This is a genomic window from Paenibacillus sp. FSL R7-0272 (genome assembly GCF_037969905.1).
Taxonomy (GTDB): Bacteria; Bacillota; Bacilli; order Paenibacillales; family Paenibacillaceae; genus Paenibacillus; species Paenibacillus polysaccharolyticus.
In genome coordinates this window covers 5,690,348-5,704,640 of the sequence record NZ_CP150221.1, presented here as the reverse complement: position 1 = coordinate 5,704,640, position 14,293 = coordinate 5,690,348, and the positions used below count along the sequence as shown (strand labels likewise).

The 14,293-nt window shown below is 33.4% G+C and carries 11 protein-coding genes; all 11 read left to right on the top strand.

Annotated features, from left to right (window positions below):
* The first annotated feature begins 2 nt into the window (after nucleotides 1–2).
* The 11 genes from MKY23_RS25185 (at nucleotide 3) to MKY23_RS25135 (ending at nucleotide 14,026) form a co-directional block, all read left to right on the top strand.
* Nucleotides 3–1,295: a glycosyltransferase gene (locus MKY23_RS25185; RefSeq protein ID WP_339832984.1), complete on the top strand. Its 1,293-nt coding sequence runs from the start codon at nucleotides 3–5 to the stop codon at nucleotides 1,293–1,295.
* A 1-nt stretch (nucleotide 1,296) separates the two neighbouring features.
* Nucleotides 1,297–2,373, top strand: a complete 1,077-nt coding sequence (locus MKY23_RS25180; RefSeq protein ID WP_339832982.1) for a mannose-1-phosphate guanylyltransferase — start codon at nucleotides 1,297–1,299, stop codon at nucleotides 2,371–2,373.
* A gap of 56 nt (nucleotides 2,374–2,429) precedes the next feature.
* Nucleotides 2,430–3,401, top strand: coding sequence for a GDP-mannose 4,6-dehydratase (gene gmd, locus MKY23_RS25175; protein ID WP_154984691.1), 972 nt, complete (start codon nucleotides 2,430–2,432; stop codon nucleotides 3,399–3,401).
* A gap of 8 nt (nucleotides 3,402–3,409) precedes the next feature.
* Complete coding sequence (locus MKY23_RS25170; protein WP_339832979.1) at nucleotides 3,410–4,372, top strand: GDP-mannose 4,6-dehydratase; 963 nt, start codon at nucleotides 3,410–3,412, stop codon at nucleotides 4,370–4,372.
* A complete protein-coding gene (locus MKY23_RS25165) occupies nucleotides 4,373–5,140 on the top strand; it encodes an ABC transporter permease (RefSeq protein WP_154984689.1) in 768 nt (255 codons plus the stop codon).
* A gap of 27 nt (nucleotides 5,141–5,167) precedes the next feature.
* Nucleotides 5,168–5,878, top strand: a complete 711-nt coding sequence (locus MKY23_RS25160; protein ID WP_339832974.1) for a hypothetical protein — start codon at nucleotides 5,168–5,170, stop codon at nucleotides 5,876–5,878.
* A gap of 7 nt (nucleotides 5,879–5,885) precedes the next feature.
* On the top strand, nucleotides 5,886–7,484 hold the full coding sequence (locus MKY23_RS25155) for an ABC transporter ATP-binding protein (RefSeq protein WP_339832972.1): 1,599 nt from the start codon (nucleotides 5,886–5,888) through the stop codon (nucleotides 7,482–7,484).
* Nucleotides 7,474–9,312 carry a glycosyltransferase gene (locus tag MKY23_RS25150; protein ID WP_339832970.1) on the top strand — a complete coding sequence of 613 codons (1,839 nt, stop codon included), beginning with the start codon at nucleotides 7,474–7,476 and terminating at the stop codon, nucleotides 9,310–9,312. Before MKY23_RS25155 ends, MKY23_RS25150 begins: the two co-directional genes overlap by 11 nt.
* A complete protein-coding gene (locus MKY23_RS25145; protein ID WP_339832968.1) occupies nucleotides 9,309–10,352 on the top strand; it encodes a glycosyltransferase family 4 protein in 1,044 nt (347 codons plus the stop codon). The genes MKY23_RS25150 and MKY23_RS25145 overlap by 4 nt, the downstream gene beginning before the upstream one ends.
* A gap of 14 nt (nucleotides 10,353–10,366) precedes the next feature.
* On the top strand, nucleotides 10,367–11,740 hold the full coding sequence (locus MKY23_RS25140; protein ID WP_339832966.1) for a glycosyltransferase family 4 protein: 1,374 nt from the start codon (nucleotides 10,367–10,369) through the stop codon (nucleotides 11,738–11,740).
* A gap of 96 nt (nucleotides 11,741–11,836) precedes the next feature.
* On the top strand, nucleotides 11,837–14,026 hold the full coding sequence (locus tag MKY23_RS25135; RefSeq protein WP_339832964.1) for a hypothetical protein: 2,190 nt from the start codon (nucleotides 11,837–11,839) through the stop codon (nucleotides 14,024–14,026).
* The last annotated feature ends 267 nt before the right edge of the window (nucleotides 14,027–14,293 follow it).

Genomic DNA, 14,293 nt, shown 5'->3' with positions numbered 1-14,293 from the left:
AAATGGCAGAGTTGAAATCATTATTTTTCAAGATTCTTTATAAGATTGCTGTTAAAGTTAAGCCTCTAATGGTTAAGGTTTTTCCACTAAAAGTTAGACAAAAAATCAAGTTTACATTACTCAAGACAGCTTTCCCTCTTGAAAAAAACAATATGAAGACTAATGCTCCCATAGAGAACTACGGTGTAAATCTTGTTGGTTATTCACGTGCTGAAATGGGAATTGGGGAATCGTGTAGGATAGCTGCGCGAAGTATTAATGCAATTGGTCAAATTGATTTTGGTATTATTAATTTTATGGGAACTAATTCAGCGAGAATGAATGATACAACTTGGGTACACAAGGAGATCGTTGAACCTAAGTACAATATTAATTTGTTTCATGTAAATGCGGAGCAAATGATAGAAATTTATTCTCAGTATGGTAATACCATCTTTAAAAACCGATATAACATAGGGTATTGGCATTGGGAACTGCCTGATTTTCCAGATGACTGGAAAGAGAGTTTTAACTTGGTTGACGAAATTTGGGTTCCCTCTACATTTGTTGCTGATTCTATAGCACAAAAAAGTCCGGTACCTGTAGTGAAAATCCCTCATAGTATTGAAGTTTCTATTAGGGATATGAGAGAAAGAGCCTATTTTAATCTACCTCAGAATGCTTTTTTATTCCTTACAATGTATGATCTAAAGAGCTTTCAAGAGAGAAAGAACCCTATGGCTTCAATTAGAGCATTTCAAACCGCTTTTTTACCCGAAGATGAATCTGTTGGTCTTGTAGTAAAAGTGAATGGGATTGGTTATGCAAAAGAAGATTTAGAAGAGTTGTATAACGTCATAGGCGGATACAGGAACATTTATGTTATTGAAGGTACCCTTACAAGAAACGACACAAATGCATTGATTTTTATAACAGATAGTTATATCTCTCTTCATCGAAGCGAAGGCTTCGGTTTAGGACTTGCTGAGGCGATGTATTTGGGTAAACCGGCTGTGGGAACAGGATGGTCTTCCAACCTGGATTTTATGAACCATGATAACTCATGTATTGTGAGGCATACTTTGGTTAATTTGAAAAAAGACTTTGGTCCGTACAAAGCATACCAATATTGGGCGGAACCTGATATAGAGCATGCGAGTTATTACTTGCGTAAACTTTACGAAGATAGAAACTATTACGAACAGATATCGGCGAATGGAGAGGCGTACATTAAACGGTACTACTCCCCACTTACCATTGGAAGTTTGATTCAGAAAAGATTAGAGTATATTTCTATGTGGAATTTTGGAGGATAAAATGAATATTACATGTGTTATTATGGCTGGGGGAAAAGGCGAGCGATTCTGGCCAAAAAGTAGAACAAACCTTCCTAAGCAATTTTTGAATATTTCCGGAAATAAATCCATGATACAGCAGTCTATTGCGAGATTGGAAAAGATGGTCGACATCTCTCGAATATTTATTGTCACCAATGAACTTTATGCGGAGTTAATCAAGGCACAAATCCCCACATTGCCTGCTGATAATATTATCATTGAGCCTGTGGGGCGAAATACAGCTCCCTGCATCGGCATGGCCTCTATTATTATTGAGGATCGCTTTCCAGATAGTACAATGATCGTAATTCCTTCGGATCATATTATAGAAAACGAGGAGGGATTTGTAAAAATACTAAAAGCAGCTGTTGAAGTTGCCAATGATAATGAGAACCTAGTTACACTTGGAATCCAACCTACATATCCTGAAACAGGCTATGGCTACATCGAAAGTAGTAATCAAACAACAGAAGTTAATGAGCTTTCAGTTCATAAAGTTAGTCAGTTCGTCGAGAAACCAGACTTGGTTACAGCGCAATCTTATTTAGAAGCGGGAAATTTCTTGTGGAATAGTGGCATCTTCGTGTGGAAAGTTGAAACGATAAGACACTATATACAGGAATTAATGCCAGAAATGCATGATGTTTTGGAAACTATGAAGGTTGCACTTGATTTGGAAAATCGTGATGAAATAATACGTTCGGAATTTTTAAAGATGCCTGATCAATCTATAGATTACGGGATTATGGAGAAGGTTAGTAACATCTATGTTATCCCTTGTGTTTTTGGATGGGATGATGTGGGAAGCTGGACAGCATTGGAACGAATCAACGAATTAGATGAAAATGGGAATGTGATTCGTGGTAACATTCTGAACTTAGATACCAAACGATGTATCATTGAGAGCAATGGTAAATTAATTGCAACTCTTGGAATTGAAGATCTAATAGTAGTGGATACTGAAGATGTGACTTTAATTTGTACTAAAGAAAAGGCACAAGAAGTGAAGTTACTTTTAAAAGAACTGAGAATGCAGAAGATGGAAGAGTATCTTTAACAAATGTTGATTAATTTGAATATCATTTTATTTGCATATTAAAGGAGACTTACAAAATGAGTAAAAAAGCATTGATTACAGGAATTACTGGACAAGATGGATCTTATTTGGCAGAACTGTTACTAGAGAAAGGTTATAAAGTTTACGGTCTTCGTCGTAGAACAAGTGTACCAATTATGGAGAATATCAATCATATTAAAAATGAAATTGAATTTATTGATGGGGATCTTCTAGATCAAGGTTCTTTGATTCAAGCTGTTAAAAAGTCAAATCCAGACGAGGTATATAATCTGGCTGCCCAGTCTTTTGTTGCTACATCATGGGACCAACCTGGTATTACAGGACAAGCTACAGGTGTAGGGGTCACCAATATGCTAGAAGCAGTTCGTTATATCAAACCAGAGGCAAGGTTCTATCAGGCTTCCAGTAGTGAAATGTTTGGTAAAGTAATGGAAACTCCTCAAAGAGAAACGACCCCCTTTTATCCAAGAAGCCCATATGGTGTTGCTAAAGTATATGGACATTGGATTACTGTGAATTATCGTGAAAGCTATGATATGTATGCTTGTTCTGGAATCTTATTTAATCACGAATCTCCACGTCGTGGTGTGGAATTTGTTACTCGTAAAGTAACTGATGCAGTCGCGCGTATTAAATTAGGGCTTCAAAATGAACTGCGTATGGGCAACTTAGACGCAAAACGCGATTGGGGCTTTGCTGGTGACTATGTTAAGGCCATGTGGCTTATGCTTCAGCAAGATCAACCTGATGATTATGTTATTTCTACGGGAGAAACGCATACAGTCGAAGAACTTGTACAAGTTGCTTTCGATCACGCTGGTCTCAATTGGAGAGACTATGTTGTCATTGATCCAAAATTTGTTCGTCCAGCAGAAGTTGATCTTTTGTTAGGAGATTGTACCAAAGCTAAAGAGAACCTGGGCTGGGAACTGGAAGTTGGTTTTGAACAGTTAATTAAGATGATGGTTGATAGTGATCTAAGTAAATTACAAGGTTCTATAGGTTAGATAATCCAATGAAAAAAGCATTGATCACAGGAGTGAATGGGTTCGTCGGACGATATCTGGGATTAGCCTTGAAAAAACGGGGGATTACAGTTTACGGGACTTCTCGTTTGAAGCGATGGGAGAAGACAGAGCAATTAAACTTTGTTGATGAAATAATAATATCAAGTTTTTCTGATAAAGAAGACATTAAAAGGGTCATTAATCAAGTAGAACCTGATGTGATTTTTCATTTAGCAGCTCAAAGTAATGTTCGCCAATCTTGGAGTAGTCCTAGCGAAACAATCTTGGCAAATACAATGATAACTTTACTTCTGTTTGAATCAGTCAAAGAGATATCAAAATCGATTCGGATTGTTACAATTGGTTCTTCAGAAGAATATGGGCATTGGGATGGTATCAAGTTTCCTATAGTTGAAGATGAATACTTAAATCCAAAAAATCCGTATGCTATCTCAAAAATGAATGTATCTCTATTTGCTAAGGAATTTTCAAGTGTATTCGGACTAGATATAGTGCATTTAAGGCCTTTTAATCATATTGGCCCTGGTCAAGGGGCGGGCTTTGTCGTCCCTGACTTTGCACAACAGATCGTTGAAATAGAGAGGAAAAATAAAAAACCTGAAATTATAGTTGGGAATTTGAGTGCAAAGAGAGACTTCACAGATGTAAGAGATATAGTAGAAGCGTATGTCTTAGCTGCTGAACAGGGGATAACGGGACAAATATATAATATTTGTTCCGGAGAATCCGTGGAAATATCGCATGTGTTGAAGAGTTTAATCTCCATGTCCTCAGAGAATATTGTTGTTAATATTGACGAAAGTAAATTTCGTCCCAATGATATTCCTGATTATTATGGTTCAAACTCCAAATTCAAAGCCCTAACATTTTGGAAACCACAATTCACACTACAACAAACTTTAAATGATGTCTTGAATGACATGCGCAGTAAAAGAACGGATGGTAAATGAATGAAATCTAATAATATTCGTCTTACTTGGGATATGGTGAAACGAGAGTTTAAGAATAAGTATGCTGGTTCTACATTAGGATTACTGTGGAGTCTTCTTTTGCCTTTGGGATACATTATTATATACACAACAGTATTTTCGCAGTTAATGTCTGCAAAACTTCCTAATATGACAAGTACCTTAGACTATAGTGTCTATCTGAGTTCCGGCATACTAGCATGGACAGTTTTCAGTAGTACATTAGTTCGATTTCAAAATATTTTCATTGAAAATTCTAACATTGTTAAAAAAATATATTTTCCTAAATACATTTTAATTAATTCATTAACCATTTCATCAATAATTGAATTGGTGATGAATTATTTTTTGCTTTCCATAGTGCTAAGTCTATTCGGTTTCTCCTTACAAATAAATTATATGTTGGTTCTATTTATTATCATCTTGCAGCAACTCTTCTGTACAGGATTAGGGATGATTTTATCTATGTTTAATGTACACTTTAGAGATTTAAATCAGTTCACATCGATCTTGGTACAAATATGGTTTTGGTTAACTCCTATAGCGTATATATCAAGCGTTCTTCCTACTGGGGCCCAACAATTTATTCAATTTAATCCTATGATGTATTTTATTCAGGGTTATCAAAATTTGATACTTTATGGAGAAATAAATAATATAATCGTTTTGATTATAATTTCAACAGTGACATATTTATTGGGATGGTTAGTTTACAAGAAAATGATTGATGACGTCACCGATTTAATATAGAAGATTTAGGATTAAGAAAGAGGTGTCATGATGCAAAATTCGAATTTTGATGAAGAAGTCATCAAACAAAGATTGAAAGAAAGAATATACTATGCAATTGATAATAAAAGCGAACTAAGCAAGCAAAATGATAATAATTCCATGCAACCTTTAATTGATACACATAATATTTATAATGTGGAATTCTTTTCCCCTAGAAAAGTAATTGGTAAATTTGTTGTGTTTACTAAAAAGGCAATTCGGAAGTTGATGTATCCAATACTTATTAAACAAATTCATTTCAATCAGAGGGTTATTGATCATCTATATATTGTCGATCAGAAATTGACCCAAAATGTTGATGAAGCGAGATTACGCACTTTGGTATCTCAGTTAGTAGAAGAAATGGTTAGTGAATTCCGGATAGTTCTTGACACATCTACTGAGCAAATAAAACAAAATATTATATCAGAAAAACATCTATTGAATAGCGAACTGCAAGAAGTGTTAAGGAAAGAAATTGGGATAAAGATTGATGAAGACAAGTTGAAGGAGTTGGAGAGGGTTAAAGTGATCTCTGAGATGAAAGCTTCTGTTCTTAGAGATATCGCTAATATAGAACAAGATGTTAATAAAAAATATCAGCTATTGTTACTGGCGCTCAAAGAAAGCCCAGATAATGTAGAAATTGAGACAGAAGTAATAAAAACATTTGAAGAACTTCATCAAAGCGAGTTGAAAACGAATGAACATGTATAATTCCAGGTTGCAGTTATTACAACCGGATCTGGGGATTGTTTCTCGAATTGGAGAAATGAATTCCATAAAAATACTCGTAACTAATACTGGTTCTGAAGTATGGTATCCATATGATAAAACAAATCCTATATTAATCGGATATAGTTATTCCGATGGAAAGGGATTAAGAAAAGAAGGAATACGTACAAAACTTCCATATAATATTTCACCTGGGGAAAGTGTTGTCGTAAATTGTTGTTTTGTTATTGAAGAAAAATTAGATAAAGTCCAACTTAGTTGGGATTTGATTCATGAAGGTAAATCATGGTTCGAGGGTTATGGCAACATAGTTTTGGAAACCACTGTTGAATTAAATAGTGCTATTACTAGAGAAAAAGTTATAAATGATGAAACAGCTATTGTATGTTCTAACTTATCTAAAAAATTTAAAATGTATTCAAACAATTATTCAAAATCAAAAGAGTTGCTTACATTAGGTTTAGTAAAGCAACATAACAATTTTTGGGCTCTCAAAGATGTTTCTTTTGAAGTGAAAAAAGGTGAAACGTATGGCATTGTTGGCTTCAATGGTTCGGGGAAAAGTACATTACTCAGTATATTAGCTCAAACCAAAAAACAGAGTCACGGTTCATTTAAAGTGAATGGAAGAATTGCAGCCTTGCTTGAGTTAGGTGCTGGTTTTCATCCAGAACTTACAGGCAGGCAAAATGTGATGTTTAATAGCTATCTATATGGGATAAACAGCCAAGAGATTTTGAGCAAAATTGATAGCATACAAGAGTTTGCAGGTATTGGAGATTTTTTTGAAAAACCTGTAAAAAGTTACTCCAGTGGTATGTATGTCAGATTGGCTTTTTCATTAGCTATTCATGTTGATCCGGATGTGCTGATAATTGATGAAGCATTAGCGGTAGGAGATGAGGTTTTCCAGAGAAAATGTTATACCAAATTCGAGGAATTTAAAGCACAAGGCAAAACAATTGTACTGGTTACCCATGATCTGAACGCTGTTAGAACACTATGTGATCGTGCATCCATTCTTTATGATGGGAATTTAGTTTTTGAAGGTAATTCAAATGATGTTGCTAATTACTATCAGAAAATGTCGTTAACAGCTAATTTGCAAATTACGAATCATCAAGATGAAAGTTCAGAAAAACTAAGGTATGGAAATGGAAAGGCCAGAATAAGTAGCTATATTTTTTTTGATGAATTCGGAAAGGAAACTACTGTTTTTTCAACAGGTACTACCCTCAGGGTTAAAATAACCGCAGAAGCGGTAGAGTACATTGAAAATCCCGTAATAGGCATTATTTTCAAAACAATTAGTGGCGTAGAAGTGTATGGAACGAATACTAAAGAGCTGAAATGTATCAGTCCTTCAGTAGACAATAATGATAAATTCACTACAGTTTTCTCTATCCCTAACTATTTAAATGAAGGAACCTATTTTGTTACGTTGGGAATAACAGATCAGTCTAATGGAGAAATTGTAACCATAGATCGACTTATTGACGTTACCTTTGTAAGAGTACTCTCAGATAGTAAATGTATAGGATTGGTGAATTTAAATGTGGGGGGAGCTGCTGAAATTAATGTCAACTAATTACACGAGTGATCAGAAAATATATATTTTTTGCTTGGGGTTTAGAAAAGAAAAGGATATTGAAGCCGTAAAAAAAGAGGCTTTAACTTATTATAAATATTATAAATATACAAAGCAGTGCAATAATTTTAAGTTCATTTCTTTAGAACAAGATATAAAAGATAATGTGGAATTATATGATCCTGAATTAGATGTCTTTTATTGGGGCAATAACTTTGAGAATTTACTGAAAGAGCAACAACCCAATATAATTCATGTTTTTTCTGATAGCTTAGATAGCTATTATTTGTTTCAGAAGAATTATCAAGAAAAGATTTATATAACTTATATTACGATTACGGGTATTAATGGTCTTCCACAATATGAAAATAACTATCTTGAATATTTGAGGCATGCTATTGATGTAGGCAATTTATTTTTGTTTGTAGAGTCTACGGTTGTAAAAAAAGATTTTGAAGAAAAAGGATTAAGAACTACTTTAATGTTACCGAAGGTTAATTTAGACTTAAGTCTCTTTGCTCCAGAACCTCATAATGTTTTGACTCTTGGCTTCGCTTCTGCACCTTTATCAAAAGATTTATGGGAAGATAGAGGAGTGTATTTATTATTATCATTAGCGGAAGAATTAAGTGATTTTAGGTTCAAATTCGCATGGAGATACGAAGGTTATGAAGAAATTCTCAAGCTTATTGAGGAAAAGAATTTACACAATGTTGAGGTGTTAAATGGGTACCTCAATATGTATGATTTTTATAGTGACATTGATATAATGGTTGCCCCATTCACAGTAGATAAGCATAATCATTCATCACCATTATCAGTTGTTGAAGCCTCTGTTTTGGGAATTCCTGTCCTAGTGACTGAAATGGTAGGAATAGCAGATATTATTCGCGATAATCAACTTGGGGCGGTTGCAAGCTGTGATGCAGGCAGTATGGTTGATAATATTCGTGAATTATTTGACAATTATGACTATTATAGAAAAAATGCAAAGGAAAAAAGTGCGGGGCTATTTTCAATATTTAATAATGATGTTAGCTATCTGCATTACTATAATTCATCTGAATCCCAAGCGACTGCGCCGGATTTATTAGAATGGCGTAGACAGTTAGAGGCTATCAATAGCAGCCTAATCATGAAGAAGGATAATATGGCTAAGTATTATAATGATAAATTCATAGCTGACAATTATGATGAACATAGATTTTCCTCTTATCCTATGCGTACGTATGATGAGCTTGAAAGAAAATCTATAAAAATTCTTGTGGAAAAGTATAAATTCAGGAGTTTTTCAAAAGAGAATTGTATCATTGATATTGCTTCAGGAGATGGTAGAGTATTAAGGACATTAACTCCATATGGTTCTGTAACTGCTGTTGAAAATTCAGCATATATGATATCTGTCTCAGCAAAAAAACTTCAAACCAATGATAAAGTAATATATGTAAAGAGTGACTTCTTTGAGTTCAATACCACAGAAACATTTGATGTTGTTACTATGTTTAGATTTCTGAGACACTTTGATTATTTGGATCGGAAAATAATATATAGTAAAATTCATGGATTAATCAAGGATGGAATAGTAATTGCTGATTTTCCAGACAAACGCTCTGAGACTCAGTTGAGGGAATCTCTTGGATGGTCTGCTTTTAATATATATGATGTTTTTTGGACTGAGGTAGAAATTATAGAAGAGTTAAATGACAATGGTTTTGAAGTATTAGAAATGATTCCCGTAGGCGAACTGCTGATGTCTAAGAAACAGATAAGAAACAACCATTTACCATTATCCTTTACTGTTTGTTTTAAGAAAAGGCGGACTATATGAAAAAAAAAATAGCAATATGTCATTCTCAGGTACCCTTTTTTAAAGGAGGGGCAGAGTTACTTGTTCAATCGCTTTCAACCGAACTAAACAAGCGAGGTTATCAATCGGAAATGATTGCAATACCTTTTAAATGGTACCCAAATAACCAACTTATACAGAGCATGGTCAATTGGAGAGGAATCGACCTTTCTGAAAGTAATGGGGAGAAAATTGACTTGGTTATAGGCACTAAATTCCCTTCTTATGGAATTCAGCATCCTAATAAGGTGACATGGCTTGTTCATCAATATAGACAAGTTTACGATTTGTTGGGAACCCAATTTAGTCAGTATGGCTCCTCTCCAGAAGATTACTCTATAAGAGAGTTAGTTAAGAGATTTGATAATAATTCCTTATCAGAATCGAAGAAAATTTATACAATTGCTGATAACGCAACGAATAGACTTAAAAAGTATAATAATATCCAATCAGAAACGCTATATCATCCTCCAAAACATGTTGGCTCTTATTATAGTAATGAGATTGGTGATTATGTTCTATCGGTCGGACGTTTAGATAAACTCAAACGAACAGAATTTTTAATTGAAGCAATGGCTTACACAAATTCAAATATAAAATGCGTTATTGCTGGGGAAGGGCCTGAAAAAGAAAATCTCAAAAAAATGGTTGAAAAGCTTAATATGAAAGATCGAGTTGTATTCTTAGGCTTCGTAGAGGATAAGACTCTTTTGGAGTTATATGCCAATTGTTTGGCTGTGTACTATGCGCCATTTGATGAAGATTACGGGTATGTGACTTTGGAGGCCTTTCTTTCTAAAAAGCCTGTAATTAGTAGACGTGACTCAGGTGGAGTTTTGGAGTTTTTAGTTGAGGAAAGTAACGGTTTTATAGTGGATACAACTGAAGATATTGCAGAGAAATTAAGCTTTCTTTCGAATAATAAGAATGTTGCTTCTTCTATGGGAAACAAAGGATACAACGATATACAACATATCACATGGGACAATGCAATTGATAAATTGACAGAAACAATTAGATAGGAGTCGAGTGGGCTTTGAAGAAATTAGCTTACTTTTCACCGTTAAATCCAATAAAATCAGGTATCTCTGATTATAGTGAGGACTTAATACCGTATTTGAACGGTGAATTTGATATCGATGTTTATATCCCTAACAATTTTCAGATGGATAATATAGAACTACAAAATAAAATTAATATCAAAGAGTTTTACCAATTTGATGAATTGTATAACAACAAAGAATATGATGCAGTACTATACCATATGGGGAACAATTACACGGCTCATAATGAAATTTATGAGTTCGCTATTAAATATCCTGGAGTTGTGGTACTTCATGATTACTCACTGCATCATTTTTTTGCCGCTAAAACATTAGAACAAGGAAATATTTCTGCTTATAAAGAGGAAATGTTTTATTGTCATGGTAATGAAGGTCTAAATAAAGTGAATGAGTTTCTCAATCATAAAATTCCTCCTATTTGGGAAACTGACTCATTGAACTACCCTTTAAACTTAAGGTTGTTAGATCGTTCAGCTGGTATAATTGTACATTCTCAGTTTGCTTCTGAAATGTTAAAGAAACAAGCACCATACGCTCCAATAAGTGTAGTACCGTTGCCTGCCCCTTTGATTACAGATATAGATTTAATATATTCCAAGATGATTACTGAAAGAGAAACACTGGGTATCAGCAAGGATGATTTCGTTATATGTGCTTTAGGATATGCAAATCATACCAAAAGGATAGATAAAGTAATTGAAGCATTGAAACTTATTAAGGAAAATAAACTTATAAGGAACTTTAAATTTTTTATAGTCGGTGAAATTGCTGAATCGTATCCACTACAGGATTTAATAAAAAAAAGCAATTTAGTAGATGAAGTAATATGTACAGGTTATGTTAGTTTAAATCAATTTGACCAATATATAGCTGCATCGAATATGTGTGTTAATTTAAGATATCCAACGCAAGGTGAAAATTCAGCAAGTTTGCTTAAAATTTTAGGTCATGGTAAACCTGTAATTGCAACTGATATCGGATCATTTAGTGAGTTTCCAGATGAAGTGGTTTATAAAATTGGTTATGTTGAAAGCGAAGTTGATGAGATAATTAAGACAATTTTGAAGATTCTAGATGAAAACAAGGAAGTTAAAGAGAGACATATTATAAATTATATTCAGCAAAACAATTGCATGGCCGTATGTTTAGCAAACTATAAAAAGATAATTAGTGAGATTATTTATGGCCAACAAAACAATGTTAATTTGAGCTTTGAAAAATATGTTTCTGAACATGTCTCTAATTTATCTGAAATGTTTATAGAACTCAATGATAATAAAATTATTGATCAATATATAGATGGAAATTTAGAGATTCTCGTAGATTCATTTCTAAAGTGTGAATAATAACATAACTAGCACCTCTAAGTGGAATTGACAGTATCTGTCAATATGACAGATATTATATCTGGAATAATTAATTATTATTGAGGCGGTATTGATATGATTAATAATGTGAATAAAAATTATAAAAAAAAAACATTAGAAATTTTATTGCTAATAATTGGTGTTTTGATTTTATCTGTTGCATTGGCATTGCAGTTAAAGTTTTGGAAGGTAAATTTGAGTATTCCATTTGGCTATAGTGGGGATTTTTTATCAGCAAGTACGTTCATTAAAACAGTTATCGATTATGGGTGGTACATCTTCAATCCTTCTTTAGGAGCACCTTTTTACTTGAACATGAATGATTATCCACTGGGAGGGGATAATTTTAATTTTCTGATAATAAAAGTTATTTCTTTATTCTCAAAAGACTACGCGGTTGTAACTAATATATTTTATTTGGTCTCTTTTTATCTTGCATTTATTTCAGCCTATATAGTTTTAAGAAATCAAAAAATATCTTACTTTATATGTGTAATGGTAAGTATATTATTCTCATTAACGCCATACCACTTTATTAGATTAAATGGGGGGCACATATTTCTAGCTTTTTATTTTATGGTTCCGTTTGTGTTACTTGTAGCTTTGTGGATATTTGAGAGGAAAATTGATCTATTTAAATATAAAAATAACAAGTATTTTAGATTGAACATTTATACGATTCTAGTGTCAATATTTGTGGCATCTACAGGTGTTTACTATGCCTTATTTTCATGTTTTTTTTGGTTTGTGGCGTCCGTAATAACTAGTGCCAGATACAGGAGTTGGAAACTGTTTTTGAAGCCATTTGTTCCTATATCTATAGTTTGTATGGTGCTCATGTTAAATTTATCACCTTCAATATATTTTAAACTATTTAGCAATGATACCTCAGAATCCGTTCACCGCTCACCAGTTGAGACAGAGATTTATGGTTTGAAAATAGACCAAATTTTAATGCCTATTCAAGGACATCGTATAGAAAAGTTAAGTCATATAGCAGATACTTATGCATCTACTGCCCCACTGGTTAACGAAAACTCATCGGTGTCCTTAGGTGTTATAGGTGGAACAGGCTTTCTATTCTTAATTGCTTTAATTTTCATTAAGAATAACAATGGAAATTTAAAATCGTTAAACCAGCTGTCGAAGCTCAATGTAGCTGCATTATTATTAGCGACTATAGGAGGTTTTAGTTATTTTTTTGCTGCGATATTAACTCCGTCAATAAGAGGATTTAATAGAATCATTCCGTTCATTGCTTTTATGTCTTTAACAACAGTGGCAACATTATTCCAATATTATTTGAATAAATTTAAAAATACTATTATTTTTTATGTTATAGCAGTTCTTCAAGTTATAATTCTTATTTTAGGTCTTTTTGATCAAACATCTAATAACTATACTCCTGATTATTCAGGATTAAAACAACAATACAAAATTGACGAGGAATTTTATCAGAATATTGAAAAATCTGTTCCTCTAAAGTCGAAAGTATTTCAACTTCCGTATATACCCTTTCCTGAATACCCTCCAGTTAACAATATGGGTAACTATGATCATTTGAGAGCATATCTACACACTGACCCAGACTCAGTTAGTTGGAGTTTTGGCGCTATGAAGGGATCAAAAGCGGACTTAATTATAAGAAATATTGCGAGTAAACCTGTTAAAGAGATGTTGAACTCCATTTCTTACGCTGACTATAATGGCATAGTTATCAATAGACTGGGTTATAATAATGATTCCTTTGAAAAGAATATACAACTTTTAATTAAGTCTCCTCCAGTTGTAAGTAAAGATGGAAGTTTGGCTTTTTATGATATGTCAAGTTATTCAAAAGAGTTAAGAAAGAATAATGGGGCAGTATGGGAACAAGAGAAAGAAAAAACTTTGAATCCTGTTTTAGTTGATTTTAATAAAGGGTTCTTTAATTTAGAAGAAAACCCTCAAACGAGTTGGAGATGGGGCGAGAATAGAGCGGAAATCAATCTAAATAATTTAACGGATCGTAATGTTAAGGTGAAAGTAGAATTTTTAGTTTCAACGGGCTATTCTAATTTTTCAGATCTCAAAATCTCAGGTATATATGAAAATCATCTTTCTATTAACCAAAATCCAATGTTTGTTTCCGCGGAGATCACACTTAATTCGGGGATGAATTTCATATCTTTTGAAACAAATGCCCAAAAAGTATTAGCTCCGAGCGACCCCAGAAACATGTATTTTAAAGTAGAAAGGTTTAATATAAAAGATATGGAAAAATAGCATTCTGAATGGATACAAATTTGGCTAGGTTAGTATCTTAATCTCTGCACAATAATGAAGTTAGATGGCATGCCCCACGTTATTATAAGAGCAAATTAATGTATTATTAAATGACGAATTGTAATATGAAGTGGAAACTCACTGGAAATAAATAAAATTGGCCCATGGTTGGCTTCGTGTAGAATGAAGTCACCACAACAATCATTTACACAAGGATAATCCACCATGAGCTACGCACATTTTAGCATAATTGAACGTAGTCGACTA

Coding starts and splice junctions, on each gene's coding strand:
- MKY23_RS25185 (WP_339832984.1), top strand. CDS start 3: ATGGCAGAGTTGAAATCATTATTTTTCAAGATTCTTTATAAGATTGCT.
- MKY23_RS25180 (WP_339832982.1), top strand. CDS start 1,297: ATGAATATTACATGTGTTATTATGGCTGGGGGAAAAGGCGAGCGATTC.
- gmd (WP_154984691.1), top strand. CDS start 2,430: ATGAGTAAAAAAGCATTGATTACAGGAATTACTGGACAAGATGGATCT.
- MKY23_RS25170 (WP_339832979.1), top strand. CDS start 3,410: ATGAAAAAAGCATTGATCACAGGAGTGAATGGGTTCGTCGGACGATAT.
- MKY23_RS25165 (WP_154984689.1), top strand. CDS start 4,373: ATGAAATCTAATAATATTCGTCTTACTTGGGATATGGTGAAACGAGAG.
- MKY23_RS25160 (WP_339832974.1), top strand. CDS start 5,168: ATGATGCAAAATTCGAATTTTGATGAAGAAGTCATCAAACAAAGATTG.
- MKY23_RS25150 (WP_339832970.1), top strand. CDS start 7,474: ATGTCAACTAATTACACGAGTGATCAGAAAATATATATTTTTTGCTTG.
- MKY23_RS25145 (WP_339832968.1), top strand. CDS start 9,309: ATGAAAAAAAAAATAGCAATATGTCATTCTCAGGTACCCTTTTTTAAA.
- MKY23_RS25135 (WP_339832964.1), top strand. CDS start 11,837: ATGATTAATAATGTGAATAAAAATTATAAAAAAAAAACATTAGAAATT.